Source organism: Rhizobium leguminosarum (assembly GCF_010668065.1).
GTDB classification, from domain to species: Bacteria; Pseudomonadota; Alphaproteobacteria; order Rhizobiales; family Rhizobiaceae; genus Rhizobium; species Rhizobium leguminosarum_S.
The window spans coordinates 89,244-113,230 of the sequence record NZ_WUEN01000007.1; the positions used below are offsets into that span (position 1 = coordinate 89,244).

The 23,987-nt window shown below is 61.8% G+C and carries 28 protein-coding genes; 15 read left to right on the plus strand and 13 right to left on the minus strand.

Annotation, left to right across the window (positions count from 1 at the left end; translation table 11 throughout):
* Positions 1-2 precede the first annotated feature (2 nt).
* Positions 3-455, plus strand: a complete 453-nt coding sequence (locus tag GR198_RS20105; protein WP_029873667.1) for a GFA family protein — start codon at positions 3-5, stop codon at positions 453-455.
* Positions 456-457: 2 nt separating this feature from the next.
* On the opposite strand, the gene GR198_RS20110 is transcribed toward GR198_RS20105, so the two are convergent.
* From GR198_RS20110 to tenA, 4 genes are all read right to left on the minus strand, one after another.
* On the minus strand, positions 458-757 hold the full coding sequence (locus GR198_RS20110; RefSeq protein ID WP_164069461.1) for a CcdB family protein: 300 nt from the start codon (positions 755-757) through the stop codon (positions 458-460).
* 98 nt (positions 758-855) lie between these two features.
* Positions 856-1,086, minus strand: a complete 231-nt coding sequence (locus tag GR198_RS20115) for a type II toxin-antitoxin system CcdA family antitoxin (RefSeq protein ID WP_164069462.1) — start codon at positions 1,084-1,086, stop codon at positions 856-858.
* A 58-nt stretch (positions 1,087-1,144) separates the two neighbouring features.
* Positions 1,145-2,977, minus strand: a complete 1,833-nt coding sequence (lepA, locus tag GR198_RS20120; protein ID WP_130662656.1) for a translation elongation factor 4 — start codon at positions 2,975-2,977, stop codon at positions 1,145-1,147.
* A gap of 76 nt (positions 2,978-3,053) precedes the next feature.
* Positions 3,054-3,752, minus strand: coding sequence for a thiaminase II (gene tenA / locus GR198_RS20125; RefSeq protein WP_029873665.1), 699 nt, complete (start codon positions 3,750-3,752; stop codon positions 3,054-3,056).
* 151 nt (positions 3,753-3,903) lie between these two features.
* Between tenA and GR198_RS20130 the strand changes: the two genes are divergently transcribed.
* Positions 3,904-4,470, plus strand: a complete 567-nt coding sequence (locus tag GR198_RS20130; RefSeq protein ID WP_029873664.1) for a helix-turn-helix domain-containing protein — start codon at positions 3,904-3,906, stop codon at positions 4,468-4,470.
* Between the two features lie 24 nt (positions 4,471-4,494).
* Positions 4,495-5,013, plus strand: coding sequence for a GNAT family N-acetyltransferase (locus GR198_RS20135; RefSeq protein ID WP_029873663.1), 519 nt, complete (start codon positions 4,495-4,497; stop codon positions 5,011-5,013).
* A 15-nt stretch (positions 5,014-5,028) separates the two neighbouring features.
* Here GR198_RS20135 and GR198_RS20140 read toward each other — a convergent pair whose 3' ends face one another.
* Entirely contained in the window at positions 5,029-5,640 is a 612-nt protein-coding gene (locus GR198_RS20140; RefSeq protein ID WP_164055006.1) for an HAD-IA family hydrolase, read from the minus strand.
* Positions 5,641-5,773: 133 nt separating this feature from the next.
* Between GR198_RS20140 and GR198_RS20145 the strand changes: the two genes are divergently transcribed.
* The 3 genes from GR198_RS20145 (at position 5,774) to GR198_RS20155 (ending at position 8,587) form a co-directional block, all read left to right on the plus strand.
* Positions 5,774-6,799 (plus strand): histone deacetylase family protein, encoded by a 1,026-nt coding sequence (locus tag GR198_RS20145; RefSeq protein WP_029873661.1) that lies wholly within the window; start codon positions 5,774-5,776, stop codon positions 6,797-6,799.
* 9 nt (positions 6,800-6,808) lie between these two features.
* Positions 6,809-7,360 (plus strand): recombination regulator RecX, encoded by a 552-nt coding sequence (gene recX / locus GR198_RS20150; RefSeq protein ID WP_029873660.1) that lies wholly within the window; start codon positions 6,809-6,811, stop codon positions 7,358-7,360.
* A gap of 315 nt (positions 7,361-7,675) precedes the next feature.
* Entirely contained in the window at positions 7,676-8,587 is a 912-nt protein-coding gene (locus GR198_RS20155) for an EamA family transporter (protein ID WP_029873659.1), read from the plus strand.
* 46 nt (positions 8,588-8,633) lie between these two features.
* Here GR198_RS20155 and GR198_RS20160 read toward each other — a convergent pair whose 3' ends face one another.
* Entirely contained in the window at positions 8,634-9,101 is a 468-nt protein-coding gene (locus tag GR198_RS20160; protein ID WP_029873658.1) for a group III truncated hemoglobin, read from the minus strand.
* Between the two features lie 172 nt (positions 9,102-9,273).
* Here GR198_RS20160 and mbfA point away from each other — a divergent pair, with 172 nt between their 5' ends.
* Positions 9,274-10,257: an iron exporter MbfA gene (gene mbfA, locus GR198_RS20165; RefSeq protein ID WP_029873657.1), complete on the plus strand. Its 984-nt coding sequence runs from the start codon at positions 9,274-9,276 to the stop codon at positions 10,255-10,257.
* 340 nt (positions 10,258-10,597) lie between these two features.
* Here the strand turns inward: mbfA and GR198_RS20170 are convergent, their stop codons facing one another.
* On the minus strand, positions 10,598-11,197 hold the full coding sequence (locus tag GR198_RS20170) for a transglutaminase-like cysteine peptidase (protein ID WP_029875598.1): 600 nt from the start codon (positions 11,195-11,197) through the stop codon (positions 10,598-10,600).
* 165 nt (positions 11,198-11,362) lie between these two features.
* The gene (locus GR198_RS20175) at positions 11,363-12,202 is read right to left on the minus strand and encodes an alpha/beta hydrolase (RefSeq protein WP_029875599.1); all 840 of its coding nucleotides are present in this window, start codon (positions 12,200-12,202) and stop codon (positions 11,363-11,365) included.
* 177 nt (positions 12,203-12,379) lie between these two features.
* Here GR198_RS20175 and infC point away from each other — a divergent pair, with 177 nt between their 5' ends.
* From infC to pheT, 5 genes are all read left to right on the plus strand, one after another.
* A complete protein-coding gene (gene infC / locus GR198_RS20180; protein ID WP_072640862.1) occupies positions 12,380-12,916 on the plus strand; it encodes a translation initiation factor IF-3 in 537 nt (178 codons plus the stop codon).
* 326 nt (positions 12,917-13,242) lie between these two features.
* Positions 13,243-13,446: a 50S ribosomal protein L35 gene (gene rpmI / locus GR198_RS20185; protein WP_012759782.1), complete on the plus strand. Its 204-nt coding sequence runs from the start codon at positions 13,243-13,245 to the stop codon at positions 13,444-13,446.
* Between the two features lie 38 nt (positions 13,447-13,484).
* Positions 13,485-13,889 (plus strand): 50S ribosomal protein L20, encoded by a 405-nt coding sequence (gene rplT, locus GR198_RS20190; protein WP_003544622.1) that lies wholly within the window; start codon positions 13,485-13,487, stop codon positions 13,887-13,889.
* A gap of 150 nt (positions 13,890-14,039) precedes the next feature.
* Entirely contained in the window at positions 14,040-15,122 is a 1,083-nt protein-coding gene (gene pheS / locus GR198_RS20195; protein WP_029875600.1) for a phenylalanine--tRNA ligase subunit alpha, read from the plus strand.
* 16 nt (positions 15,123-15,138) lie between these two features.
* Entirely contained in the window at positions 15,139-17,562 is a 2,424-nt protein-coding gene (gene pheT, locus GR198_RS20200) for a phenylalanine--tRNA ligase subunit beta (RefSeq protein WP_029875601.1), read from the plus strand.
* 53 nt (positions 17,563-17,615) lie between these two features.
* Here pheT and GR198_RS20205 read toward each other — a convergent pair whose 3' ends face one another.
* Positions 17,616-17,975, minus strand: a complete 360-nt coding sequence (locus GR198_RS20205) for a nuclear transport factor 2 family protein (protein ID WP_003544625.1) — start codon at positions 17,973-17,975, stop codon at positions 17,616-17,618.
* A gap of 107 nt (positions 17,976-18,082) precedes the next feature.
* On the minus strand, positions 18,083-19,078 hold the full coding sequence (locus GR198_RS20210) for an aldo/keto reductase (protein WP_029875602.1): 996 nt from the start codon (positions 19,076-19,078) through the stop codon (positions 18,083-18,085).
* Positions 19,079-19,206: 128 nt separating this feature from the next.
* On the opposite strand from GR198_RS20210, the gene GR198_RS20215 reads away from it, so the two are divergent.
* Positions 19,207-20,115, plus strand: a complete 909-nt coding sequence (locus tag GR198_RS20215) for a LysR family transcriptional regulator (RefSeq protein WP_003544627.1) — start codon at positions 19,207-19,209, stop codon at positions 20,113-20,115.
* Between the two features lie 45 nt (positions 20,116-20,160).
* On the opposite strand, the gene GR198_RS20220 is transcribed toward GR198_RS20215, so the two are convergent.
* A complete protein-coding gene (locus tag GR198_RS20220) occupies positions 20,161-20,658 on the minus strand; it encodes a YciE/YciF ferroxidase family protein (protein WP_029875603.1) in 498 nt (165 codons plus the stop codon).
* Positions 20,659-20,771: 113 nt separating this feature from the next.
* Here GR198_RS20220 and GR198_RS20225 point away from each other — a divergent pair, with 113 nt between their 5' ends.
* On the plus strand, positions 20,772-21,425 hold the full coding sequence (locus GR198_RS20225) for a hypothetical protein (RefSeq protein ID WP_032984943.1): 654 nt from the start codon (positions 20,772-20,774) through the stop codon (positions 21,423-21,425).
* Here GR198_RS20225 and GR198_RS20230 read toward each other — a convergent pair.
* Together GR198_RS20230 and GR198_RS20235 are read right to left on the minus strand one after the other, a co-directional pair.
* Positions 21,415-21,858, minus strand: coding sequence for a GNAT family N-acetyltransferase (locus tag GR198_RS20230; protein ID WP_029875605.1), 444 nt, complete (start codon positions 21,856-21,858; stop codon positions 21,415-21,417). The two genes, GR198_RS20225 and GR198_RS20230, sit on opposite strands and share 11 nt — an antisense overlap.
* A 14-nt stretch (positions 21,859-21,872) precedes the next feature.
* Complete coding sequence (locus tag GR198_RS20235) at positions 21,873-22,820, minus strand: aldo/keto reductase (RefSeq protein ID WP_029875606.1); 948 nt, start codon at positions 22,818-22,820, stop codon at positions 21,873-21,875.
* Between the two features lie 178 nt (positions 22,821-22,998).
* On the opposite strand from GR198_RS20235, the gene GR198_RS20240 reads away from it, so the two are divergent.
* Entirely contained in the window at positions 22,999-23,985 is a 987-nt protein-coding gene (locus GR198_RS20240; protein WP_029875607.1) for a Gfo/Idh/MocA family protein, read from the plus strand.
* The last annotated feature ends 2 nt before the right edge of the window (positions 23,986-23,987 follow it).

A 23,987-nucleotide genomic window follows, 5' to 3' on the forward strand; every position in this document is an offset into this window, starting at 1 on the left:
TCATGAGCCAGCGAACCTTACCCATGGAAGGCGGCTGCCGTTGCGGCCGGGTGCGGTTGAAGATCAGTGCCGCGCCGCTGCTCACCATGGCCTGTCATTGCACAGGGTGCCAGAAGATGACATCAAGCGCCTATTCGCTGAGTGCGGCCATCCCCAGCGAAGGCTTCGATGTCACACAAGGCGAGCCGGTGGTCGGCGGCCTGCATGGCGTCACGAAGCATTATTTCTGCCCACATTGCATGAGCTGGATGTTCACCCGCCCGGAAGGCATGGACTGGTTCGTCAATCTGCGCGCGACCATGCTCGACGACCCCAACTGGTTCACCCCCTTCATCGAGACATGGACGAGCGAGAAACTGTCCTTCGCCGAGACTGGCGCGGTGTATAGCTATGAGGCGCTGCCTGAGATGGACGCGTATGAAGGGCTGGTGAAGGAGTATATGGCGCGAAGTTGATCTCAGAAGCCCTGGAAGAGAAAGTCCATGGCGCCGATGATGGCATCGCTTTTGCCCGATAGATCCGCCACCACTTTTCCAATTTCCGCGGTCGGGACCGATGCCATGCGCTGGGTGGCCATGACATAGGTTTCACCCTCGATGGTAAAGCGTGGGTTCAGTCGCGAGATCGACCAGCTCAGTTCCTGTACTGGATGCAACGGAACCATGACGCGCGAAGGCAGATCGTCAAGCAGATTGGCTTGAAGATCGATGGCCAGGAGATTTCCGCTTTTAAGGCGATAAACGTGAAAGCGTGCCACTAGAGCATTCCAGGAAAAGTGCGAAGCGGTTTTCCGTCAGGAATTGCGTAAAAGCAAAACTTAGAGCGGTTCTACGCTTCCGTGAACGTTGAACCGCTCTAAAACTGACGGTATTTGGCGAAGGGCAAGCCGTGCTTTTCAACATATTCGTTTTCCAGACGGATAGCCTCAGCGTTCTCGATACGCCAAAGCCGCTCGCGCTCCGCCTTTATGGCCTTTGCAATACCATCTTCCGCCGCCCGGGAAATGTTGATCTGGAGCTCGCGCGCTTCGGAGACGAGGCCTTCGTCAAGAGACAGGTTCGCTGCTTTTCTTGGCTGCTGGGCCATAACGATCTCCTCAGTCTTATGCGCACATTATATGCGCATAAAATACCGTTGAGAAGCGTTATTCGTCGCCCATCTTCAATGCTGCGATGAAGGCTTCCTGGGGAATCTCCACCTTGCCGAACTGGCGCATGCGCTTCTTGCCGGCCTTCTGCTTGTCGAGCAGCTTGCGCTTGCGGGTGGCGTCGCCGCCGTAGCATTTCGCGGTCACGTCCTTGCGCAGCGCCGAGATCGTCTCGCGGGCAATGACGTTGCCGCCGATCGCCGCCTGGATCGGGATCTTGAACATGTGCTTCGGGATCAGCTCCTTGAGCTTCTCGCACATGTCGCGGCCGCGCTTTTCGGCAGCCGTCCGGTGCACCATCATCGACAGCGCGTCGACCGGTTCGCCGTTGACGAGGATCGACATCTTCACGAGGTTGCCCTCGCGGTGGTCGGTCAGCGTGTAGTCGAAGGAGGCATAGCCCTTCGAGATCGACTTCAGCCGGTCGTAGAAATCGAACACGACTTCGTTGAGCGGCAGGTCGTAGGTCAGCATCGCGCGCGTGCCGACATAGGTGAGTTCGATCTGGATGCCGCGCCGGTCCTGGCAGAGCTTCAGGATGCTGCCGAGATAATCGTCGGGCGTCAGGATCGTCGCGCGGATCCACGGTTCATGGATTTCCGAGATCTTGACGACATCTGGCATGTCGGCCGGGTTGTGCAGCTCGCGCTCCGTGCCGTCGGTCATAAACATCTTGTAGACGACCGAGGGTGCGGTGGCGATGAGGTCGAGGTCGAACTCGCGCTCCAGCCGTTCCTGGATGATTTCGAGATGCAGCAGGCCGAGGAAGCCGCAGCGGAAGCCGAAGCCGAGTGCCGCCGACGATTCCATTTCGAAGGAGAAGGAGGCGTCGTTGAGGCGAAGCTTGCCCATGGCGGCGCGCAGATCCTCGAAATCGGCGGCATCGACCGGGAAGAGGCCGCAGAACACCACCGGCTGCGCCGGCTTGAAGCCCGGCAGCGCCTGGGCTGTCGGCCGCTTGTCTTCGGTGATCGTATCGCCGACACGGGTATCGGCCACTTCCTTGATCGAGGCAGTGATGAAGCCGATCTCGCCGGGGCCGAGGCGGTCGATATTGACCATCTTCGGCGTCAGCACGCCGACGCGCTCCACCTGGTATTTCGCATCGGTGCCCATCATCCGCACAGTCTGGCCCTTGGTCAGCACGCCGTCGATGACGCGGACCAGAACCATGACGCCGAGATAGGCGTCGTACCAGCTGTCGACGAGCAGCGCCTTCAGCGGCGCCTTGTCGCCGCCGGGGCTTTTCGGCGCCGGCAGCCTGTGGACGATCGCTTCCAGCACGTCGGGAATGCCGAGGCCGGTCTTTGCCGAAATCAGCACCGCCTCCGAAGCGTCGATGCCGATCACTTCCTCGATCTGTTCCTTGATGCGGTCGGGTTCGGCCGCCGGCAGGTCGATCTTGTTGAGGACGGTGACGATCTCGTGGTTGTTGTCGATCGCCTGATAGACGTTGGCGAGCGTCTGCGCCTCGACGCCCTGGCTGGCGTCGACGACAAGCAGCGAGCCCTCGCAGGCCGACAGCGACCGCGAGACTTCATAGGCGAAGTCGACGTGGCCGGGCGTGTCGATCAGGTTGAGAATGTATTTCTCGCCGTTGTTCGCCTGGTAATGCAGGCGCACGGTCTGCGCCTTGATGGTGATGCCGCGCTCGCGCTCGATATCCATATTGTCGAGCACCTGCTCGGACATTTCGCGCTCGGCAAGACCGCCCGTCGTCTGGATCAGGCGGTCGGCCAGCGTCGATTTGCCGTGGTCGATATGGGCCACGATCGAAAAGTTGCGGATATGGGACAGCGGAGTGGTGGAATTGGTGCTCATGCGCGCCATATAGCAGCGCCGCCCCCTGCCGCAAAGCGGTAATTATCCCGCTGTTTACGCTATTTCGTCCTGTGTCGGGCGTCTATCAGACCGGCCACGTCTCCAGCCGCCAAGCCGAATCCCAGAACATCCATTCATATTGCGAGGCGCGCACGAAGACATCGGTCATTTGCGCCCGCTCCACCGGCGATGCGGCGCGGGCGGCGATGTCGGTCAGCGCGATCACTTCGCGGGCACCGGCGGCAAATTGCGGATCGCCATAGGTGTTGATCCAGGCCTGGAAGGCATTGCCCTCGATAACAGGCCGGTTCTTGATCGCTTCGCCGACGTGCCAGTAGATCCAGAAGCAGGGGAGGATGGACGACAGCGCCACCGCGTAGGAGCTGTGATAGGCGGTGGCAAGCAGGAAGTTTGTATAGGCAAAGCCGGCAGGCGAGGGCTCGGCTGATGTAACATCGGCGGAACTGATGCCGAACTGTGTGAGGAAGCCGGCATGCAGGCCCTGCTCGACGGTGATCGCCTTCTGCGCCGAACCGAGGAAGCGCAGGACCTGCGCATTGTCGGGTGCCTTGGCCGCGACGATCGCAAGGCATCGCGCATAATGCTTGAGGTAGAGCGCATCCTGCAGGATGTAATGGCGGAAAACCTCCGGCGGCAGCGTGCCGTCCGAAAGGCGCTGCAGCAGCGGCAAGGCCTCGATTTCTGCCATGATCGGCGCGATCCTGTCCCAGGCGGCAGCCGTGAAGCTTCCCGTCAGTTCCGTGCTCTGCGTGCTGGCGTCCATCACTCTCTCCTCGGATTACGCCGCCATATATGGACGGAGCGGCGGCGAAAGCAAGGCGCGTTTGGCCGCTTTTCGTAGGCACTTGATTCCATCATCAGATAATGTATTTCTCTTATAGTGGAATCATTGGACTGGAAAATTGGACGGGAAAATGGAACCGGAACTCGAACAGGCGATCGGCATCCGCATCCGCACGCTGCGGCAGGAAAAGGCTCTGACGCTTGATGATCTTGCTGCGGCCTCCGGCGTCAGCCGGGCGATGATCTCGCGCATCGAGCGGGCGGAGGCGAGCCCGACCGCCTCGCTGCTGGCGAGGATCTGCGCCGCCCTTGGCCTGTCGTTGTCGGCCTTCTTTGCGGAAGAGGGGCAGGCCTCGCCGCTTGCCCGGAGGCAGGAGCAGCAGGTCTGGCGCGATCCGGAGACCGGTTATCTCAGACGCTCTGTTTCACCTCCGGGCACGGCTTCCGATGTCGATATCGTCGAGGTCGAATTCCCGGCCGGTGCCCGCGTCAGCTTCCCCCCGCATGCGAGCGCCCATGGCATGATGCAGCATATCTGGCTGTTCGACGGCGAGCTGGAGATGACGGCGGGCGAGACCGTCTACCGGCTGCGCCCGGGCGATTGCCTCTTCATGCCGGTCGGCGAGGGCCATGTCTTCCACAATCCCGGCAACGCGCCGGCGCGTTATTGCGTCGTGCTTGATCGCGGCGGCCGATAACAGCATTCATTTCAGGAGAACAGCATGCCTGCTATTCGTACCCTTTCCGCCGAGGAGGCCCGCGCGGCCATTCCGGCTCTTTCGGAGGTGCTTGTCGATTGCGTCGCGGGCGGCGCCTCCGTCGGCTTCATGCAGCCCTATGGGCCTGAAGATGCCGAGCCCTATTGGCGCGATGTCGCCGATGCGGTCGCCACCGGCGCCAACCTGCTGCTGGTCGCTGAACTCGACGGCAGGATCGTCGGCACGGTGCAGGTGGGTGCCGCGCAGATGCCGAACCAGCCGCATCGCGGCGACCTGAAGAAGCTGCTGGTACATCGCTCCGCCCGCGGCCAGGGCCTTGCCCGGCTGCTGATGGATACTGCTGAGCGCGAGGCGGCAAGCCGCGGCAAGACCCTGCTTGTGCTCGACACGGCAACCGGCAGCGATGCCGAGGCGATCTATCCGCGCCTGGGCTGGCAGCGCGTCGGCGTCATTCCGGATTATGCGCTGTGGCCGGAAGGCGGCTTCTGCGCCACGACGCTGTTCTACAAGCGGCTCGCCTGATTGCGCCGGCCCCGCTCAAGCCGGCCTGGCGAAGACCGGAAACGCGCCGCCAAGCGTCGCGCCCGCCGTCCATTGCGCAGCATTCCAGCCGAACTGCCGCGCCGCTTCGATATTCACCGCCATATCGTCGATGAAGGCGATTTCGCTGGGCAGCACGCCGGCCCGCTCGGTCGCCAGCCGGAAGAAGTCGGGGGAAGGCTTGCTGTGTCCGAGTGCGGCGGAATAGATGATGTCGTCGAAATGTGCATTAAGGCCGATCTGCTCCATCAGGTAGCGTGCCCGCCTATGCTCCTGGTTGGTCGCCAGCAGGAGAGTGATGCCGCTTTGCCTGAGGGTAGCGAGCTCTTCGAGCAGATTGCGGTCGAGGCGGGAATCGTTTTCGAACCAGTAGTCGATCAGCGTGTCGGCGCTGAGGTGGGGCGCGATCTTTGCGAGAACGTCGCCGAGCCTCGGCTCCAACGCCTCGCGGCCGGTGATGATATCGCGCCAGTGGGTCTGAAAGAATTCCCGCTGCAGCAGGTCGACACGCAGGCCGAGATCGCGCTCCAGATAGGTGAAGTGAGGCAGGCCGTCCACCGGACGACCATGAATGAGCACGCCGTCGACATCGACCATCAGCACTTTCATGCGGAAAATTTCCTCGTTCTCAAAACACCGGCGAAAGTGGCGTCATCCGCCTGGGCGTTCAAGACGTCGCGCCACTTTTTTGTCGCGGCCGAGCCGTGTAAATCTCCATTGTCAATCAAGGGCAGGATCTGAAATGCGCGTCATCTATTCCGAGGACCACAAGCTGCGCGATGCCAGGACCGAGCTGCACGCCGGCCAGCTGGTGACGCCCTTCGAGGCGCCGTTTCGCGCCGAATGGATCCTGGCGGCGGTCAAGGAGGCGGGCTTTACCGATGTCGTGGCGCCCGATGCGCACGGGTTGGAAACGGCTCGAAAAGTGCATGATCCCGCCTATCTGGATTTCCTCGCCACCGTCTGGGACCGCTGGGTGGCGGCTGGTTTCACCGGCGAGGCGATCGCCAATTCCTTCGCCGTTCGCCGCACCAGCCAGCGCGTGCCCGACAATATCGTCGGTGCGATCGGCCACTACGCCAATGCCGCCGATACCTCGATCACCAAGGGCTCCTACGAGGCAGCGATCGCTTCCATGCGCTGCGGGATTACAGGCGCCGACTGGCTGACGCAGGGCAATCGCTTTGCCTTCGCGCTCTGCCGCCCGCCCGGCCACCATGCGGGCATCGATCTCTTCGGCGGCTATTGCTTCATCAACAATTCAGGTGTCGCCGCACAGCGGCTGCTCGACCATGGTGCGAGGAAGGTCGCGGTGCTGGATGTCGACTTCCACCATGGCAACGGCACGCAGGATCTCTTCTATCGCCGCGGCGATGTCTTCACCGCCTCGCTGCATGGCGATCCCATGCACGCCTTTCCCTATTTTCTCGGTCATGCCGATGAGGAAGGCGAGGGGGAGGGTGCCGGCGCCAACCGCAACTATCCGATGCCGCCTGGTACACCTTGGGATGTCTGGTCTTCGGCCCTTGCCGATGCGCTCACCCGCATCAAGGCCTTCGGCGCCGAGGCGATCGTCGTGGCCCTCGGCGTCGACACTTTCGAGCGCGATCCGATCTCCTTCTTCGGCCTCACCTCCGACGATTTCACCCGCATGGGCGCGATGATATCAGCCGCCGGCCTGCCGGTGCTTGCCTGCATGGAGGGCGGCTACGGCGTGCCGGAGATCGGCCTTAACGTCGCCAACGTCCTCAAGGGTCTGGAAGCCTGATCACCGCCGATGACCGACGAGACCGTTCCATCCGAGATCCCGACTTCACGCATGCTGAGCTGGGCGCGCAATTCCGCTATCTATCGCCTCGAGCGGCGGATGATGACGGAAAAGCAGCTCTTTGACGCAATTACCCGCAAGGCGAAGGAGAAATTCGCGGATATCAGCGTGGCGCAACTCAAGGCCATCGCCGATTTCGCCGTCAAATTTGCCTATGACAACAAGGTGCTCGACGACAGCGCCTATGCGGAGATCAGCACGCGTTCTGCCGTGCGCGGCGGTAAATCGAGGCGCGCGATCGCCCAGAAGCTTGCTGCCAAGGGCGTCTCCAGCGACAAGGTCGAGGCGGCTCTTGAAGAGGCTGACGATCTCTATGCCGCGGCGATCTTCGCCCGCAAGCGCGCCTTCGGCCCCTTCCGCCGGGTCGAGCTTGACGAAAAGCGAAAGGCCAAAGAGCTTTCGGCTTTTGCCCGCAACGGCTTCAGCTTCGACATCGGCAGGAAGGTCTTCGACATGAGCTTCGAAGATGCCGAAGAGGTCATCCTTGCTGGCCGTCGCTGATTTCCCATAAGAGCTTTTGCTGGCCGGATCGCGTCGATGACTGCCCCTCACCCTAACCCTCTCCCCGTAAAAACGGGGAGAGGGGACGTGCCTTGCGAGAGCGAGTGGGGAACGGAGAGGTCGCGGCATGGTCCCTTCGCCCCGCCTGCGGGGAGAAGGTGCCGGCAGGCGGATGAGGGGCTGCCGCCGGCGATATCCCGCACCGCCGGCCGTTCCTTGACGCCTCAGCATCAGCGCTCTTGATCCCGGCATGAAAAGTTTGAATTTGGTTCTCCCCTGTCTTCGGCTTAGAACCGCGCCAGGATCGGGGGCCACATGGACATCAAGAATATCGAGACTGGGACGGACGGCGCAGCCTTGATTGCGCAGCCGGGCGTATCGCCGACTTCGGGCGGCTTGGCGGCCGGTGTCGCCATGTGCCTGATGTCGATGTCGTCGATCCAGTTCGGCGCGGCACTGTCTTCGTCAGCCATTGCGACCTATGGCGTTGCCGGTGCCACCTGGCTGCGGCTTGCTTTCGCGGCGATCATCCTTGCCGCCGTCGTCAGGCCCTCGGTGCTGCGTTATAGCGGCGTCCAATGGCGGGCGACATTGCTGCTCGGCACGACGACGGCTGCCATGACACTGTGCTTTTTCGCGGCGATCCAGCGGCTGCCGCTCGGCCTGGCGATCGCCATCGATTTCCTCGGGCCGCTCTCGGTCGCCGTCTTCGGCTATGGCCTGACCTGGCGGCTCACCTGGCCGTTGATCGCTGCGGCCGGTATTCTCTTCCTCGCCCATGACGGCGAAGGCTGGGTCGGCAATTCCTCAGGCGTCATCTTCGCCCTCGGCTCGGCTGTGGGATGGGCGGTCTATATCCTGCTGACGAAGAAGGTCGGCGCTGCCTTCAAGGGGCTGGAAGGTCTCTCCATGTCGCTGATCGTTGCCGGCCTCGTCGCAACTCCCTTCGGTCTGGCCGAGACGGGGGGAGCCTTTACGGTGGAGGGACTGGTCGAGGTTCTCGGCCTTGCCATCCTCGTGCCGCTTTTGCCCTACGCGCTGGAGATGGTGGCGCTGCGGCGCATGCCGTCGGCATCATTCGGCATTCTGATGAGCCTCGAACCGGCGCTCGGCGCGCTCGCCGGCTTTCTGGTCCTGGCCCAGCCGATGACTGCGCTGCAGATGCTGGGTACGGCGCTCGTCGTGGCGGCCAGCGCCGGCGCCACCGCCTCGGCGGCGAAGACCTAGAAAAGTACTAGCGTTTTTTCGAGGAACACCGTCTCTATAAGATGGATCAGGCGGGTTTGCGGGCGGGATCGTCGAGAGCCGGATTGTAGAACAGCGACAGTATCAGGCTTTTGGCGATCCGCTCCGCCGTTGCCATGAACCAGGCCTTGGCCTCCGGCGACGGGGCGATATCGTCAAGCGTTGCGGCAAACAGCGACAGCCACTTCGGAAAGAGATCGGGTGTCAGGTTCTGGACACCTGTGTGCGCCTGCACCGGCTTGCCGCCATAGGCGCCGCTGCGGAAGGCGACGGCCGACCAGAAGCTCTTCATCTTTTCCATATGCTCCGGCCAGCGCCCTGATAGCCTGGCGTCGAACACCGGGCCGAGATCGGGATGCGCCAGCACGCGCCCGTAAAAGGTCTCGACCAGCCTGTCGATGAAGGCCGCGTCGACGCCCATTTCCCGCATCTCCGCCTCCGCCCTTTCGCGGATCGCCGCGACATGGGCAGGGCGGCCCTGAATGTCATTGTCCATTCCAAAACCCCGGCGCCGCGTGATGCGGCAGCCTCCATATAGGTGCTTATGGCGGCGAGCCAAAGTCACCCGTGTCGCTTGCGGCAATCTGTCAGCTGGCCTGCCCCATCTACTTGACCGTCACCGCCTCCTTCTTTAGATTTAGAATAATTCTAAAAAATTGGAGAAAGTCATGCTGGCGCGGTTTTTCAGATCCTCGAAACGATCTTTCGAGTCGCTGTCCGAGCAGGAGATCCTTGCCCTTGGGATCGCCTCCGAGGAAGACGATGCCCGCATCTATCTCGCTTATGCCGACAGGCTGCGCCGCGAATTTCCGTCCTCGGCCAAGGTCTTCGAGGATATGGCCGAGGTCGAGGATACACATCGCAAGTCGCTGATCGAGATTCATCGCCAGCGTTTCGGCGAGCGCATCCCGTTGATCCGGCGCGAGCATGTGCGGGGCTTTTACGAGCGCAAGCCGGACTGGCTCAGGGCAAACCTTTCGCTGGATGCGATGCGGCAAGAAACCGAGGCGATGGAGGAGCAGGCCTACCGTTTCTATGTCGAGGCGGCAAAACGCACCTCGGACGCCTCGACGCGCGAGCTTCTCGGCGATCTCGCCCTCGCCGAACAGGGACATGAGGATATCGCCCGCATGCTGGGCGACAAACATACGCCCGCAGACGTCAAGCACGACGAGGACGCGACGGTGCATCGGCAATTCGTGCTGACCTATGTGCAGCCGGGTCTTGCCGGACTGATGGACGGCTCGGTCTCGACTCTGGCGCCGATCTTCGCTGCCGCCTTTGCCACGCAGGATACCTGGCAGACCTTTCTTGTCGGTCTTTCGGCCTCTGTCGGCGCCGGCATCTCGATGGGCTTCACCGAGGCCGCCCATGACGACGGCAAGATCTCCGGCAGAGGCTCGCCGGTCAAGCGCGGCCTTGCCTGCGGCATCATGACGGCGCTCGGCGGCCTCGGCCACGCACTGCCTTATCTGATCCCGCACTTCTGGACGGCGACGATCACCGCCGCCGTCGTCGTCTTCTTCGAACTCTGGGCAATCGCCTTCATCCAGAACCGCTACATGGAAACCCCCTTCCTGCGCGCCGCCTTCCAGGTGGTGCTGGGCGGCGGCCTGGTGCTCGGCGCGGGTATCCTGATCGGGAATGGGTGAGTTGCGGTCGGGCGCAGCCCGAGTAATCGATCCAGTGAATCGATTGCAGCGAAGGGCCGGGAGACGGCGACGCCAGCCCCTCATCCGGCTGCCGCCACCTTCTCCCCGCATGCGGGGCGAAGGGGATATGCCGCGACCTCTCCGTTCTCACCTCGCTTTCGCAGGGCACGTCCCCTCGCCCCGTTTTTACGGGGAGAGGGTTAGGGTGAGGGGCAGTCATCGGCGCCAACCGGACAGAAGTGTCACCCGAAAGAGGATGACGCCGCGTGGAGAGCCAGGTTTGTTAACAAACAAAAAGGCCGGCAAATCGCCGGCCTTTCCACATTCTCTATTTTAACTCTTACCGCAGCGCGCCGACCAGGACGTCGCGGCCGTTCTCGATGGTGACCCAGCGGCCGGCATTGTAGCTCGACTGGCGCTTGACGAAGGAATAGGGGGTTCCGAACCACGGCTTGACGTCGGCGGCGAGGTTGTCGAGCACAAAATCGCCCTCGGCGGTGCGCAGCGTCAGCACAGCATGGCCTTCGCCGTCCGGCTTGCGCACGACGGTCATCAGCAGGTCGGCAGCCGAAAAGCCGCGCTGGATCAGCATGCGGCGCTTCAGCAGCGCGAAATCCTCGCAGTCGCCGGCGGTGGTCGGATAGGCCCAGACCTCATCCTTGCCGTAGATTTCCTTGTCGGTCATCGGCGTGATCGTGCGGTTGACCGTGGCGTTGACCGAACGCACCAGCGACCACTTCCCCGGATTCATCGCGACCGGGCCGGAATTGCGGTTTGCGCCGCATTCACTGCGGTGGATCTGACAGAAATCGTAGTGGCCGATCGGCTGTGAAGTGGCATTGCCCGTTACCATTGAAGCATTTCTGCTTGGGGCCGGTATGGCGGCCGTCGCCATCGCAAACACGGCCATCATGGCCACAAAGATACCCTTGATCCGCACGCCCGCTCTTTCCTTGCATCGCCCCTTATTTATTAACAAAGTGTTAATGGAGAGGGCCCAAAAGAGTCAATCGTTACTTCTTGGGGGGACCTTACGACTCGCCGACATGGTTAAAATGCAACGGGTTGGGGACCTGCAGCAGGCGAATTTATCCGTCGCTGCCATTCAAGTGGGCATCTGCCTATTTGTTGATGAACGGATGATGCCTTTGACGGCGCTCAGGAGAAGCGCGATATCGCCGGGGCGGGAAAGTCGATGGTCGCCGTCCCGGACGAAGGTCAGCACCACGTCGTCGGCGGGAAGATGTTCGACCAGTTTCATCGCATGCGCATGCGGCACGTCGGCGTCTTTCATGCCTTGGAGAATGTGCACCGGGCAGCCGGTTTCGATGATGCCGTCGAGCACCCGGTTCTTTCGGCCGTCCTCGATCAGCGCCCGCGTATAGATGTTGGGTTCCGGGCTGTATTGCGAACGCTCTTCGAAATAGCCGCGCTCGGCCAGCGATTTGCGCTCTTTGGCCTTGAGGTTCGGCTCGATCAGCTCGGAAGTGAAATCGGGGGCGGGCGCGATCAGCACCATGCCTGCGAGCTTTGGGCCGTCGAGCGTCATGCCGCCCTGCCGCGCAAGCTCCTGCGCCAGCCTGAGCGCGATCCAGCCGCCCATCGACGAGCCGACGAGGATCACCCGATCGGGGGCGACATGACGGATGACGGCCAGCGCCTCCTCCAGCCAGCGCGAGATCGTGCCGTCGCCGAAGTTGCCGCCGGAAAGTCCGTGGCCGGAATAGTCGAGGCGGATGCAGGCGAGCCCAAGTTCTGCCGCCAGCCCGTCGAGTTCCACCGCCTTGGTGCCGCTCATGTCGGAGCGGTAGCCGGACAGCCAGACAAGCGCCGGCGCGCCATTGCCGGCTTGCGCCGGGCGGACGAGCATGGCGATCTCACGCGCCGCTTCGCCCTCGCCGACCGTCAGGAACTGCGGCGCGGAATCGGGCATCTGATCGGACATCGGCGAAACTCCTGTTGTTTTGGCCTATAAAACAGATTCTTGGCAGGCTGACAGCGGGTGATTTTTCCGCTAAAGGATGATATTGACTCCGTTGCAGCGATGACGCGACACGTTTGTGCCCCTGATCGGGAGCGCGAGGCTGCAACGTTCCGAAAACAACGCGAGGAGAATACGACCATTCGCAGACCTTTTAAAACCGATGCGCCCGTGAAGGACGGACCGCGCTCGAACCGTGAAATCCGCATTCCCAAAGTTCAGCTGATCGGAGCTGATGGACAGAATGTCGGCATCGTGCCCACCGACCAGGCTTTGAAAATGGCCGAAGAAGCCGGCCTCGATCTCGTCGAAATTTCCCCCAATGTCGAACCGCCGGTGTGCAAGATCCTCGATCTGGGCAAGCTGAAATATGCCAACCAGAAGAAGGCTGCCGAGGCGCGCAAGAAGCAGAAGATCGTCGAAGTCAAAGAAATCAAGATGCGCCCGAACATCGACACCCATGATTATGAGGTGAAGATGAAGGCGATGGGTCGCTTCTTCGACGAAGGCGACAAGGTCAAGGTGACGCTGAAGTTCCGCGGCCGCGAAATGGCCCACCAGGAACTCGGCATGAAGCTTCTGCAGCAGGTCAAGGCCGATACGATTGAGTTCGCCAAGGTCGAAGCCGAACCCAAGCTCGAAGGCCGCCAGATGATGATGGTGCTGGCGCCGAAATAAGCGCCAGGCAGTTTTTCGCCCAAGGCCGTCCGCAAGGGCGGCTTTTGTGCTTTCTGCCATTCTGCTTTGGGCCGGTGTATTTTGGGAGCAGCGAAGATTCCTCCGCCGCCCCGTTGCACTTTCATGACGCTACGGTTATAAGCGCGCGTCCGAACTGACCGGCAGGGCATGCCGTGGCAGTTTCGAATGCTTGCGGAACGGTTCGTCGCCGATGCCGCAGATCAACAACAAACGCTCCCGCACCTTGTTGCGACGGCCGGAGAACCGGACTTCGCGGGAAGGGCTTTTTTGATAAAGCGCGCAGGGAGGACAGAAGGAGTAGCAAAATGCCCAAGATGAAGACGAAGTCCTCGGCCAAGAAGCGGTTCAAGATCACCGCGTCAGGCAAGGTCAAGGCTGCCGCTGCCGGCAAGCGCCATGGCATGATCAAGCGTTCCAACAAGTTCATTCGCGATGCACGTGGCACCATGGTTCTCGCAGAACCGGATGGCCGCAAGGTTATCAAGAATTACCTGCCGAACGGTCTCTGAGACTCGTCCGCGAACGCTAGATTTAAGGAGATCATGATATGGCACGTGTAAAAAGAGGCGTCACCTCTCATGCCAAGCACAAGAAGGTTCTGAAGGCCGCAAAGGGCTTTTACGGCCGCCGCAAGAACACCATCCGTACTGCCAAGGCTGCTGTCGATCGTTCGAAGCAGTACGCCTACCGCGACCGCAAGGTCAACAAGCGCAACTTCCGTGCGCTTTGGATCCAGCGCATCAACGCCGCTGTGCGTGAATTCGGCCTGACCTACGGCCGCTTCATCGACGGCCTGAACAAGGCTGGCATCGAAGTCGACCGCAAGGTTCTCTCCGACATGGCGATCCACGAGCCGGAAGCATTCGGCGCGCTGGTCAGCGCTGCCAAGAAGGCTCTTGAATACCTCAAGGAAGCCGGCACGGCGAACGAGTTTGAAGGCGCGGTCAAGTAACCAGCGCTTCCCAAGCTTTTGAATTTATGATTTTGGGAAACCCGCGCTGGTTTGGGCTAGCGCGGGTTTTTCTTTCTTTATATTCCTGGCGCCGGCCGGCGCCGCCTGCCTCCCGATCGCCCGCCTGATACTGGACGGAAAGAAGTGACAATGTCAGATATCGACCAGCTCAACGCATCGCTGCTCGCCGAAATCGCCGCCGCCGATGACGAAACGGCGCTCGAAGCCGTGCGCGTTTCCGCCCTTGGCAAGAAGGGCTCCGTCTCCGAACTGTTGAAGACGCTCGGCGCCATGACGCCGGAAGAGCGCCAAAGCAAGGGCGCGGCGATCAACGTTCTGAAGAACGCGGTGACCGAGGCGCTCACCGCCCGCAAGGCGACGCTTAGGCAAGCGGCGATCGATGCGCGGCTGAAGGCCGAAACGGTCGACGTCAGCCTGCCGGTGCGCTCTTCGCCGGCCGAGCGCGGCCGTATCCATCCGATCAGCCAGATCGTCGACGAGATCACCGCGATCTTCGCCGACATGGGCTTCTCGATCGCCGAAGGTCCCGACATCGAGACCGATTATTACAATTTCACCGCGCTGAATTTCCCCGAAGGCCATCCGGCCCGCGAGATGCACGACACCTTCTTCTTCAACCCGGATGAGAATGGCGAGCGCAAGGTGCTGCGCACCCACACCTCGCCGGTGCAGGTGCGCACCATGGAGGCGCAGACACCGCCGATCCGCATCATCATTCCCGGCAAGACCTACCGCCAGGACTCGGACGCCACCCATTCGCCGATGTTCCATCAGGTCGAAGGCCTGGTCGTCGACAAGAAGGCCAATGTCGCCAACCTCCGCTGGGTGCTGGAAGAATTCTGCAAGACCTTCTTCGAGGTCGACAGCGTGACGATGCGTTTTCGCCCGTCCTTCTTCCCCTTCACCGAGCCCTCTTTCGAGGTCGATATCCAGTGCGACCGCTCCGGCCCGATCGTCAAGTTCGGCGAGGGCAGCGACTGGATGGAAATCCTCGGTTGCGGCATGGTCCACCCGAACGTGCTGCGTCACGGCGGGCTCGATCCGGACGAATATCAGGGCTTTGCCTGGGGCATGGGCCTCGATCGCATTGCCATGCTGAAATACGGCATGCCCGACCTGCGCGACTTCTTCAACGCCGACGTCCGTTGGATGACGCATTACGGCTTCCGCCCGCTCGACATGCCGACGCTGTTCGGCGGCCTCAGCGCTTGAACGGAGAATTGGGACGATGAAATTCACGCTCTCCTGGCTGAAAGAGCATCTGGAAACGGATGCCGGCCTCGATGAAATCTGCACGCGCCTCACCGAGATCGGACTGGAGGTCGAGGATGTCGACGACAAGGCGGCCTTCAAGCCCTTCGTCATCGCCAGGGTCGTCTCGGCCGAAAAACATCCGCAGGCCGATCGCCTGAAGGTGCTGATGGTCGATACCGGTTCCGGCGCGCCGGTCCAGGTCGTCTGCGGCGCCCCGAATGCGCGCGCCGGCCTCGTCGGCGCCTTCGCAGCGCCCGGAACCTATGTTCCCGGCATCGACGTGACGCTCGCCGTCGGCAATATCCGCGGCGTCGAAAGCCATGGCATGATGTGCTCCGAAAAGGAGCTGCAGATCTCCGACAGTCACGACGGCATCATCGATCTGCCTGAGGATGCGCCGGTCGGCCAGAGTTATGCCGCCTATGCGCATCTCGACGATCCCCTCATCGAGATCAATCTGACGCCCAACCGGCCGGACTGCACCTCGATCCACGGCATCGCCCGCGATCTCGCCGCCTCCGGCCTCGGCACGCTGAAGACGCGGCCCGCGCCGTCCTTCGCCGTCGAAGGCGAGACGCCGGTGAAGCTGACACTCGATCTCGACGATCCGAAGCTCTGCCCGGGTTTTGCGCTGCGCCTCGTGCGCGGCGTCAGGAACGGCCCGAGCCCGCGCTGGATGCAGCAGCGGCTGATCGCCATCGGCCTGCGCCCCATTAACGCGCTGGTCGATATCACCAACTACATGACCTTCGATCAGGGCCGGCCGATGCACGTCTTCGACGCCGCCAAGGTCAAGGGCAACCTGACCGTCCGCCGCGCCGCTGAAGGCGAGACGGTGCTGGCGCTCGATCAGCGCGAATACAAACTGTCACCGAACAACGTCGTCATCTCCGATGAAAACGGTATCGAATCGATCGGCGGCATCATGGGCGGCGAACATTCCGGCTGCGACGAGAACACCGTCGACGTGCTGATCGAATCCGCCCTCTGGGATCCGATGAACATCGCCAAATCAGGCCGCAGCCTCGGCATCATCACCGATGCCCGCTACCGCTTCGAACGCGGCGCCGATCCGGAATATATGGTCCCCGGCCTCGAGCGCACGACGGAACTGGTGCTGGAGCTTTGCGGCGGCAAGGCCGCCAAGGCCGAGATCGTCGGCTACCAGGGTTACGAACCGAAGATCGTCGATTTCCCCTATTCGGAGGTCAAGCGCCTGACGGGCCTCGACGTCTCGAATGAGGAAAGCAACACGATTCTGACGCGCCTCGGCTTCACCGTCTCCGGTTCCGGCGACCGCGTCTCCGTCTCCGTTCCCTCCTGGCGTCCTGATGTCGACGGCAAGGCCGATCTCGTCGAGGAGGTCATGCGCATTCACGGCGTCGACAATATCAAGCCGGCGCCGCTTGAAAGCCATGCGGCCGTCAACGGCAAGATCCTGACGACGCTGCAGATCCGCAGCCGCCTTGCCAAGCGGGCGCTCGCCGCGCGCGGCATGCTCGAAGCCGTCACCTGGTCTTTCATTCCGGAAGACCAGGCAAAGCTGTTCGGCGGCGGCTCGCCCGCCCTCAAGCTTGCCAACCCGATCGCCGCCGAAATGTCGGATATGCGCCCGTCGCTTCTGCCGGGCCTGCTGACCGCAGCCCAGCGCAATGCCGACAAGGGTTACGGCGACGTCGCGCTCTTCGAGGTCTCCGGCACTTATGAGAACGATCGGCCGGACGGTCAGCGCCGTGTGGCCGGCGGCATTCGCCGCGGCACGGCCTCGCTTGCCGGCGCCGGTCGCGCCTGGTCGAACGCCGCCAAGGGCGGCGGCAAGCCGGTCGACGTCTTCGACGCCAAGGCCGATGCGCTCGCCGTCATTGAAGCCTGCGGCCTGCCGATGGGCAATATTCAGATCGAGCAGGGCGGCCCGGCATGGTATCATCCCGGCCGCTCCGGCACGATCAAGATGGGGCCGAAGGTCGTGCTCGGCTATTTCGGCGAATTCCATCCGCTGACGCTGGAAGCGCTCGACGTCTCCGGCGCTCTCTGCGGCTTCGAGGTCTATGTCGACGCCATGCCGGATGCCAAGCGCAAGGCGACGCGCACCAAGCCGGCGCTCGAGCTGTCGCCCTTCCAGATGGTGCGGCGCGACTTCGCCTTCGTCGTCGACAAGACGGTGGAAGCCGGGGCCATCGTCAAGGCCGCCACAGGCGCCGACCGCAAGCTGGTGACCGGCGTCAATGTCTTCGACATCTTCGAGGGCGCATCGGTTGGCGATAGCAAGAAGTCGGTGGCGATCGAGGTTCAGATCCAGCCGGTCGAGCGCACGCTGACGGATGAGGATTTCGAAGCGCTGACGCAGAAGATCGTCGCCAGTGTTACGAAATTCACCGGCGGTGTCCTTAGAAGCTGAGCTTCACCCAACGTCGCCAGATAATGGACCGGTCGCGAAAAGCGGCCGTCTTTTCACCGATGCAGATGGAAGAGTTTGCTGACGATCGTCCAGCGGCCGTCGATCTTCAGCAGCGAGAGATAGTCGGTAAAGCGCATGCCGGCGAAATCGTCGGTGACCTTGACGCTCGCCGCATCGCCCTCGACGTCGACGCTCTGGATATCCATGTAGGGCTGCGTGCCGGGCGGCGCCGGCTCCTCCTGCAGGATCGCGGCAATGAATTCGTCCCGCGTCAGCCATTCGACCGCATTTTCGTAATGGCCGATGATCGAGCTTTTCGGATGAAAGGCCTTTTTCAAGGCTGCCTCATTGGCGAAGGCCATGCCTTCGACATAGAGATGAACCGTCTGTTCGACTGCCTGCCTGTCCGACATATTGTCATCCCGTTCTCAGAGATGGCGTTAGATAGTTTCGCCGGGCCCGAAGGCAAGCCCGGCCGGTTGTGGCCGACCGGGCTTTCGCTCTTTGTTTCGGTAGGGGTTCAGATGTTCGTCATGGCAAGCGAGGCGTCCGAATAGCGCTTGCCGGCCACCTGCCCGGCGGGGATGACCTCTTCAAGCCTCGCAAGTTCCGCCGGGCTCAGCACGATATCGGCAGCGGCCGCATTCTGTTCGAGATGGTGAAGCTTGCGGGCGCCGGGGATCGGCACGATGTCGTCGCCCTGGCTCAATACCCAAGCCAGCGCCAGCTGCGCTGCCGTCACGCCCTTCTCGGCGGCAAGCCGCTCGAGTGTCGCAACGAGGGCGGCATTGGCGTCGAAATTTTCCGCCTGGAAACGCGGCACCTGCCGGCGGAAATCGTCGGCAGCGAGATCCTCCACTTTGCGGATCGACCCGGTCAGGAAGCCGCGGCCGAGCGGGCTGTAAGGCACGAAGCCGATGCCGAGTTCGCGGCAGGTGGCAAGCACCTCCTCCTCCGGGTCGCGCGTCCAGAGCGAATATTCGCTCTGCAAGGCTGCGATTGGATGGACCGCATGGGCGCGGCGAATGGTGGCGCTGCCGGCTTCCGAAAGCCCGAGCGCCCGGACTTTGCCTTCCTTTACCAATTCCGCCATGGCGCCGACGGTCTCCTCGATCGGCACGTTGGGATCGACCCGGTGCTGATAGAAGAGGTCGATGGTCTCGATGCCGAGGCGTTTCAGCGAGGCTTCGGCGACCGCTCGTACATGCTCGGGGCGGCTGTCGACGCCGGTGATGGCGGCAGTACCAGGCTTGCTGGCATCGATCTTGAAGCCGAATTTGGTGGCGATGGCTACGCGGTCGCGGAATGGCTTCAGCGCTTTGCCGAGCAGAACCTCGTTGGTAAAGGGACCATAGACTTCGGCGGTGTCGAAGAAGGTGACGCCGAGATCGATGGCGCGATGCAGCGTCCTGATCGATTCCGCATCGTCGCTGGCGCCATAGGCAAAGCTCATGCCCATGCAGCCAAGACCGACGGCAGAGACGGTCAGATCGTTTCCGAGTTTCCGAGTTCTCATGATGCGCTCCTTTGTGAGCAGTTTTGAACCGCTTGATCGGTTGTTGCGGTTACGAGCAGACCATATCGCTGCGCCATCAATCAGAAAATACATGCAGTTTTTAACAGGTTGTTCTATTATTTCGATCAATGAACAGGACCCAGCTCTCGCAACTCGCCGTTCTCGCCGCCGTCTCGGAGCATCGCAGCTTCCGGGCGGCGGCAAAGGAACTCCTCGTCGCGCCCTCGGCAATCAGCCATGCGATATCGAGCCTCGAGGAAAGTCTGGGGGTACGGCTTCTGGCGCGCACCACTCGCAGCGTTGCGCCGACGGAAGAGGGCCGCCTGCTGCTTGAAAGACTTCGTCCCGCACTCGAGGAGATCGATATCGCCTTGGAGGCCGTCCGCGATACGCGCGCCAAGCCGGCCGGAAACCTGCGCATCACCGCGCCGCGCTTCGCCTCCGATCTGCTGCTCGCTCCGCGGCTCGGCGACTTTCTCAACCTCTATCCCGATATCACCCTGGAGATCGCCAATGAGGACGGCTTCACCGATATCGTCAAGGAGGGTTTCGATGCCGGTATCCGGCTGGAAGAGAGCCTGGAGGCCGATATGATCGCGGTCAGGGTCTCGCCCGATCTGACGACGGTGATCGCCGCTTCGCCCGAATATTTCGAGCATCATCCGAAGCCCGAGCATCCGCGCGATCTCGTCCATCACCGCTGCATCAAGCGGCGCTTCACCAACGGCTCGATCTATCGCTGGGAATTCGAAAAGGACGGGCAGGAACTCGTCGTTTCGGTCGATGGGCCGCTGATTGTCAGCGAAGACCGGCTGGCCCTGCTTGCGGCGCTGAACGGCGCCGGCCTTGCCTATCTGTTCGACATGCGGGTCTATGACGAACTGGCGGGCGGCACACTTGTGCGGGTGCTGGAAGATTGGTGCGCGCCCTATTCCGGGGCGTTTCTCTATTACCCCACCCGGCGGCAGATGCGCCCGGCGCTACGCGCCTTCATCGATTTCTTCAAATACAGCGAGCAGGAGACGGGCGGCCGGTAAGGAATGGAAACCGGGCCGCCCGTTCTTATTAGGGCGCCGTGTGCATCAGGCAGCCTTTGCCTTCTGGTTTGCCGCCGTGGTGGCGAGTTGGGAGAGGGTCTTGTCGGTGGCTGTTTCCTGCTGCAGCGTCTGGTCGAGCAGGCTGACGACCTCCTTGAGGCCGAGGGTCGCGGCCCAGGTCTTCAGCGTGCCGTAACGGGCGATTTCATAATGCTCGACGGCCTGGGCGGCCGAAATCAGGCCGGCATCGAGAGCCGCCGTGCCCTTGAATTCCTCCATGATTTCCTCGCCCTCGGCGATAATGCCCTGGATCGCCTCGCAAGTCTTGCCCTGGGCGCGTTTGCCGATCAGCTCGAAAACCTGCTGCAGGCGCTCGACTTGGCCTTCGGTTTCCTCGCGGTGTTTTTCGAAGCCCTTCTTCAATTCGGGGGATTGGGCGGCGCGCGCCATCTTCGGCAGGGCGCGCAATATCTGCCGTTCGGCGAAGTAGATGTCCTTCAGCGTGTCGTAGAAGAGATCTTCCAACGTCTTTTCCTTGGCCATTTTCTCGATCCTTGTTTTGGGGAAAACCGCGAATGCGGCGACACATTAAGAAGCGAAGATCGCGCTAATTGTTCCCGATCGATTTCGGGTGGACTGGAAATCGGCGCCGGGCGATGATTCCTGCCGTCGATGCGCAGGAGAATGACGTCATGCGAAAACCGAATTCGATGAAGGGTCTGGAGGATCTTGGCCGCGTGCGGCTGTCGCAAAACTTCTTTCTTCGCGATTTCCTGCATTCCGAAATCGCCGATTTCTACCGCATCCCCAACATCCCCGAGGATCCCGATCTGGCGATCGAGACAGGCAAGAGGCTCTGCGAGGAATTGCTGGAGCCGCTGGAGGCAACGTTCGGGCGCCTGCATATCCGATCCGGCTATCGCTCGCCCGCGGTCAACAGGTTCGGCAACGAGAACAATCTGAACTGTTCGACCAATGCGTCCACCGCCGCGCATCACATCTGGGATATGAGGGACTTTGACGGCTGCATGGGTGCTGCCGTCTGCATTGCCGTGCCATGGATGATCGACCATTACCACGATGAAAGCGACTGGCAGCGGCTCGCCTGGTGGATTCACGACCACCTGCCTTATGCCTCGCTCTGCTTCTTCCCGAAGCTCTGGGCCTTCAATATCCAATGGCACGAACGGCCGAAACGGGTGATCCAGAGTTATATCAGCCCGCGCGGCATCCTCACCAAACCGGGCATGGCCAATTGGCAAGGCGATCATTCCGAATGGTATGAAGGCTTTCCTCCCCTTAGAAATTGATGCGATAGCGGATATGGCCGTCGCTTTCGACATAGCTGTCATAGAGCGCCCGCGCGGTGCTGTTCTGCTCGCTCGTATGCCAGTAGAGCCGCGACCAACCCTTGGCTTTGCAGGTCGAAACGAGATCGTCCATCAGCGCCCGCCCGACGCCTTGGCCGCGCGCCTCGGCATCGACGAACAGGTCTTCGAGATAGCAGTCCCTGCCGCGGATCCACGTGCCCTCATGGGTGAGATAGAGCGCAAATCCCATGATCCTGCCGTCGACCTCGGCGACACGCATCGCGATTGCCGACGCCGGGTCGAAGACCCGTCGCCATGTGGAATCGGTGATATCGGCATCGACCGTGACGTCGTAAAAGGCGAGATAGGCCGCCCAGAGCTCGCGCCAGCGGGCTTCGTCCTCGGGGCGGGCATCACGTATCGTCACGGTCATGGCGTCTCTTTCTTTCAGGCACCGGCTTCGTCGAGCAGCGCCATCGCCTCATCGGAAAGCGCAAGTGTCGCCGATTTCGCCAGGCTTTCAAGCTGCGAAAGGCTGGTCGCGCTGGCGATCGGCGCCGTCACGCCCTTCTTGCGCAGCAGCCAGGCGAGCGAAATTTCCGCCGGCTTGGCACCGCTCTCGGCAGAAACCCTGTCGAGCGCGGCCAGGATGCGCAGGCCTTTGTCGTCGAGATATTTCGAAACCCGGCCCTCGCGTGCGCGGCCTTGCGTATCGGCCTTGCTGCGGTATTTGCCGGTGAGGAAGCCGGCGGCGAGGCTGAAATAGGTGATGACGCCGATGTCTTCTTTGACACAGAGATCGGCAAGTGGCCCCTCGAAGCTTGCGCGCTCATAGAGATTATATTCCGGCTGCAGCACATCGTAACGCGGCAATCCGGCCTTTTCGGCAGCGTCGAAGGAAGCCTGGAGGAGTTTAGCATCATAATTCGAGCAGCCGATGGCGCGGATTTTGCCCTGCTGCTTCAGCTTCGCATAGGCGCCGAGCGTTTCCTCGTGCGGGGTATCTTCATCCGGCCAGTGCGAGAGATAGACGTCGATGTAGTCGGTCTGCAGCCGGCGCAGCGAATCCTCGACCGCCTTCAGGATATAGGTCTCCTTCAGCGTCTTTCCCTGCCCCATGTCGGAGCCGACCTTGGTGACGATCACGGCCTTGTCGCGGGAGACCTTGGCTTGGCTTAGCCAGCGCCCGATGATCTCCTCGGAATCGCCGCCCTTGTTGCCCGGAACCCACGAGGAGTAGACATCGGCCGTATCGATCGTGTTCAGGCCCGCGTCGAAGAAGGCATCGAGAATGGCGAAGGATGTTTTTTCGTCGGCCGTCCAGCCGAAGACATTGCCGCCGATGACGATCGGCGCGACCGATAGACCTGTTTTTCCAAGCCGGCGCATTTCCATGACGCTCTCCAGAAGTGTGAAGGAATTGAAATCGCGGATACGGCAGAACGCCGCCCTGACCAATTTAGTGCGATCCGCGCATCCGGGAAGGCAAACTTCCGTGATTTCGGGCCGTGCCATTGCGCCGCAGCTAGGGCCTGAATATGGTTCGCGGAAATCAGCTCGGGAGACTTGGATCATGCTGCGTTTCGGTATCATTTCAACGGCGAAGATCGGTCGCGACAATGTCGTTCCGGCGATCCAGGATGCGGAGAATTGCGTCGTCACGGCGATTGCCAGCCGTGATCTGGCGCGCGCAAGGGAGATGGCCGACCGCTTCTCGGTGCCGCATGCCTTCGGCTCCTACCAGGAGATGCTGGCCTCCGACCTCATCGACGCCGTCTACATCCCGTTGCCGACCTCGCAGCATATCGAATGGTCGATCAAATCAGCCGATGCCGGCAAGCACGTGCTCTGCGAAAAGCCCTTAGCGCTCAAGGCCGGTGATATCGACGATCTGATCGCCGCCCGCGACCGCAACCGGGTGGTGGTCACCGAAGCCTATATGATCACCTATTCCCCGGTCTGGCAGAAGGTGCGCTCGTTGATCGACGAGGGCGCCATCGGTTCGCTCCGGCATGTGCAGGGCGCCTTCACCTATTTCAACCGCGACCCCGCCAACATGCGCAACGTCCCCGAGCTCGGCGGCGGCGGCCTTCCTGATATCGGCGTCTATCCCGTCATGGGCACGCGTTTTTCCACCGGCAAGGAGCCGCTGTGGATCCAGGCGATCACCGAGCGCGATGCGGATTTCGGCACGGATATCTATTCGAGCGTCAAGGCCGATTTCGGCGATTTCGAGCTGAGCTTCTATATCTCGACGCAGATGGCCAACCGCCAGGTCATGGTCTTCCACGGCACCGAAGGGTACATCGAGGTCAAGTCGCCGTTCAACGCCAATCGCTGGGGGCCGGAAGAGATCGAACTTGCCGACCGCAGCCACTCTGAATCGCGCATCTTCCGCTTCCAGGACAGCCGCCAGTACAAGCGGCAGGTCGAGGCCTTCGCCCGGGCTGTGACGAACGGCAAGGAAGAGATCGTCACGCTCGAAAATTCGAAGCTGAACCAGAAGGTGATCGACGCGATCTACCGGGCCAGCGAGAAGGACGGCTGGGAAGCGGTTTGATG

Coding starts and splice junctions, on each gene's coding strand:
- GR198_RS20155 (WP_029873659.1), top strand. CDS start 7,676: ATGGACATCAAGAATATCGAGACTGGGACGGACGGCGCAGCCTTGATT.
- GR198_RS20215 (WP_003544627.1), top strand. CDS start 19,207: ATGAACAGGACCCAGCTCTCGCAACTCGCCGTTCTCGCCGCCGTCTCG.
- GR198_RS20130 (WP_029873664.1), top strand. CDS start 3,904: ATGGAACCGGAACTCGAACAGGCGATCGGCATCCGCATCCGCACGCTG.
- GR198_RS20115 (WP_164069462.1), bottom strand. CDS start 1,086: ATGGCCCAGCAGCCAAGAAAAGCAGCGAACCTGTCTCTTGACGAAGGC.
- tenA (WP_029873665.1), bottom strand. CDS start 3,752: ATGGACGCCAGCACGCAGAGCACGGAACTGACGGGAAGCTTCACGGCT.
- recX (WP_029873660.1), top strand. CDS start 6,809: ATGACCGACGAGACCGTTCCATCCGAGATCCCGACTTCACGCATGCTG.
- pheS (WP_029875600.1), top strand. CDS start 14,040: ATGTCAGATATCGACCAGCTCAACGCATCGCTGCTCGCCGAAATCGCC.
- GR198_RS20235 (WP_029875606.1), bottom strand. CDS start 22,820: ATGGAAATGCGCCGGCTTGGAAAAACAGGTCTATCGGTCGCGCCGATC.
- GR198_RS20145 (WP_029873661.1), top strand. CDS start 5,774: ATGCGCGTCATCTATTCCGAGGACCACAAGCTGCGCGATGCCAGGACC.
- mbfA (WP_029873657.1), top strand. CDS start 9,274: ATGCTGGCGCGGTTTTTCAGATCCTCGAAACGATCTTTCGAGTCGCTG.
- GR198_RS20240 (WP_029875607.1), top strand. CDS start 22,999: ATGCTGCGTTTCGGTATCATTTCAACGGCGAAGATCGGTCGCGACAAT.
- GR198_RS20135 (WP_029873663.1), top strand. CDS start 4,495: ATGCCTGCTATTCGTACCCTTTCCGCCGAGGAGGCCCGCGCGGCCATT.
- GR198_RS20105 (WP_029873667.1), top strand. CDS start 3: ATGAGCCAGCGAACCTTACCCATGGAAGGCGGCTGCCGTTGCGGCCGG.
- rplT (WP_003544622.1), top strand. CDS start 13,485: ATGGCACGTGTAAAAAGAGGCGTCACCTCTCATGCCAAGCACAAGAAG.
- rpmI (WP_012759782.1), top strand. CDS start 13,243: ATGCCCAAGATGAAGACGAAGTCCTCGGCCAAGAAGCGGTTCAAGATC.
- pheT (WP_029875601.1), top strand. CDS start 15,139: ATGAAATTCACGCTCTCCTGGCTGAAAGAGCATCTGGAAACGGATGCC.
- GR198_RS20220 (WP_029875603.1), bottom strand. CDS start 20,658: ATGGCCAAGGAAAAGACGTTGGAAGATCTCTTCTACGACACGCTGAAG.
- GR198_RS20140 (WP_164055006.1), bottom strand. CDS start 5,640: ATGAAAGTGCTGATGGTCGATGTCGACGGCGTGCTCATTCATGGTCGT.
- GR198_RS20210 (WP_029875602.1), bottom strand. CDS start 19,078: ATGAGAACTCGGAAACTCGGAAACGATCTGACCGTCTCTGCCGTCGGT.
- GR198_RS20205 (WP_003544625.1), bottom strand. CDS start 17,975: ATGTCGGACAGGCAGGCAGTCGAACAGACGGTTCATCTCTATGTCGAA.
- lepA (WP_130662656.1), bottom strand. CDS start 2,977: ATGGCGCGCATGAGCACCAATTCCACCACTCCGCTGTCCCATATCCGC.
- GR198_RS20160 (WP_029873658.1), bottom strand. CDS start 9,101: ATGGACAATGACATTCAGGGCCGCCCTGCCCATGTCGCGGCGATCCGC.
- GR198_RS20230 (WP_029875605.1), bottom strand. CDS start 21,858: ATGACCGTGACGATACGTGATGCCCGCCCCGAGGACGAAGCCCGCTGG.
- GR198_RS20225 (WP_032984943.1), top strand. CDS start 20,772: ATGATTCCTGCCGTCGATGCGCAGGAGAATGACGTCATGCGAAAACCG.
- GR198_RS20175 (WP_029875599.1), bottom strand. CDS start 12,202: ATGTCCGATCAGATGCCCGATTCCGCGCCGCAGTTCCTGACGGTCGGC.